A 2,501-nucleotide genomic window follows, 5' to 3' on the forward strand; every position below is an offset into this window, starting at 1 on the left:
GACCGGGGAGCCCAAGTACGTCGCGCTCACCGCGGACGCGCTGCGGGCCTCGGCCACGGCGACGCACGCCCGCCTCGGCGGCCCGGGGTCATGGCTGCTCACGCTGCCCGCCGAGCACGTCGCCGGGGTCCAGGTGGTGCTGCGCGCCCTGCTCGCGGACACGGCCTGCGTGGTCCAGGACGTCCGCGACGGCTTCCGGCCCGACGGCCTGGCCCGCGCCACCGGGCGGATGGCGCACGGCACCCGCCGCTACACCAGCCTCGTCCCGACCCAGCTGGCGCGGATCCTCGACCACGGCGGTGCCCCGCTGTACGCCCTGGCCGGGTACGACGCCGTGCTCGTCGGCGGGGCCGCGCTGGACCCGCGGCTGCGCGGGCGCGCGCTCGCCGAGGGGATCCGGGTGGTCACCACCTACGGGATGAGCGAGACCTGCGGCGGCTGCGTCTACGACGGGGTCCCGCTCGACGGCGTCGAGGTCACCCTCGACCCGGCCGACGGGCGGGTGGTGCTCGGCGGCCCGGTCGTCGCCGGCGGGTACCTGGGGGCGCCGGAGGCGACCGCGGAGGCCTTCGTGTCCGACGGGGACGTCCGCCGGTTCCGGACCGGGGACCTCGGCGCGCTCGCACCGGACGGGACGCTGACCGTCCTGGGCCGGGTCGACGACGTCATCAACACCGGGGGCGAGAAGGTCGCGCCGGCCGCGGTGGAGCGGGCGCTCCTGGCGGTCGACGGCGTCCGCGCGGCGTGCGTCGTCGGCCTCCCCGACGACGAGTGGGGCCAGATCGTGGCCGCGCTCGTGGTGTCCTCCGGGGCCGCGCCGGACGATCACGCTCTGTGTGCCGCGGTCCGCGCGGCGTGCGGCCGGGCCGCCGTGCCGCGGCTGCTGCTGCGGGCCGACACCGTGCCCGAGCGCGGGATCGGCAAGCCCGACCGCACCGCCGTCGCGGAGATCCTGGCGGGGGCGCGCCGCACCTGACCGCTCACCCAGCGGAGTTGTCGGTCACGGTGGGCAGTCGGATCACGGCGTTGCGTCACGGTCTCCACCACCCGATCCGTGTACACACCTTGGAGTTGGTTCACGCAGCGTGCGTTGCGCCCGCCCCGGAGATCGAGTGTGCTTCGACCACTGGCGGCACAGAGCCCTCACCCATCACAGGGCTCCCCGTCGTCACACGAGTCACAGCGATCAGCGGGGGTTGTCCATGCGCAGCATCACGCGGGCCGGGCTGCGGGCCATCGGTCTGCTCGCCGCGACCGGCGCGCTCTGTGCCGCCGCCACGGTCCCGGCGATGGCCGACGAGCCGGGCACGACGTGGCAGCCGGAGCTGAGCGAGGGCAGCGGCAACGGTGTCGTCGTCTCGCCCGACGGGGCCCGGTTCGACCGGTCGACGGCCTTCGGGGCCCCGGCCGACGAGGGGGCCACGGAGTCCTCCGCCGACCCGGCCGAGGTGGTCCCGACCGGGCTGCTGACCCTCGCGCCGCGCACCCTGGACACCCCGACCCGGGAGATCGACTCCCGGCTCGTCGCGGACACCCCGCCCGGCTCGACGGCGTCGGTCGACGTCCGCGGGAAGCGGGCGGGCGGCGGCTGGACCGAGTGGATCCCCGCCCAGGACTCCCGCACCGAGCTGCCGGAGGCCGTCACCGAGGTGCAGGGACGCCTGATCCTCACCGCCACCGGCGCGGCCGACCCGACCGTCCGGGAGCTCACCCTCACCGCGACGCCCGGCTCCGGCGCCGAGAGCGAGCCGGTCACCGAGGCCGCTCCGCGCAGCTACTCGGTGTTCGCCACCCGCGAGGGGCTCGTCGGCGGCACCACCGCGAACGGCCACAAGATCGTCAACCGGGACCGCTTCGTCGCGCTGCCCTCGCGCCGGGCGCTCTCGGCCAACGGCAAGACCGACTACTCGGTCAAGGTCTGCGCCCCCAACGGACGCTGCGCGATCGCCCCGGTCTGGGACATCGGCCCGTGGAACACCAAGGACGACTACTGGAACCCGTCGAACCAGCGGGAGATGTGGAAGGACCTGCCCCAGGGCGTGCCGCAGGCCGCGGCCGCACGCAACGGGCACAACGGCGGCAAGGACCAGTTCGGGCGCCGGGTCGCCAACCCGGCGGGCATCGACCTGGGCGACGGCATCTTCTGGGACGTCCTCGGCCTGAAGGACAACTCGCAGGTCCAGGTCGACTACCTGTGGACCGGGTCGCAGCGGCTGTCCGCGATCCGCACCGAGGGCACCCCGGACATCCCGATCCTTGCCCGGCCCGAGGCCGGCGCGGAGTCGGTCGGGATCGCCGTCGACGCCACCGAGGTGCCGGTGCAGTGCACCTCCGGCGCGTTCGTCCGGATCGGCGACGGCCAGTACCTGCCGGCGACGGCGTTCACCGGGTTGCCGGGCGACGTCCCGGCCTGCGACGCGGCGGCCCCGTCCGCACCCACCGCACCCTCGCCCGCTGCGCCCACCGCGCCCGACGCCTCCGCCGCTCCGTCGGCGCCCGGC

The 2,501-nt window shown here is 75.8% G+C and carries 2 protein-coding genes; both read left to right on the forward strand.

Translation table 11 applies throughout. The features are described from left to right. On the forward strand, nt 1–976 hold a 976-nt coding region (locus tag GTW08_RS24130; protein WP_161152572.1), incomplete at its 5' end, for an AMP-binding protein. A gap of 226 nt (nt 977–1,202) precedes the next feature. Next, nucleotides 1,203–2,501 (forward strand): hypothetical protein (locus GTW08_RS24135; RefSeq protein WP_161152573.1); only part of this gene is annotated, 1,299 nt, incomplete at its 3' end.

It is taken from the genome of Pseudonocardia sp. SID8383 (assembly GCF_009864975.1).
Taxonomy (GTDB): domain Bacteria; phylum Actinomycetota; class Actinomycetes; order Mycobacteriales; family Pseudonocardiaceae; genus Pseudonocardia; species Pseudonocardia alni.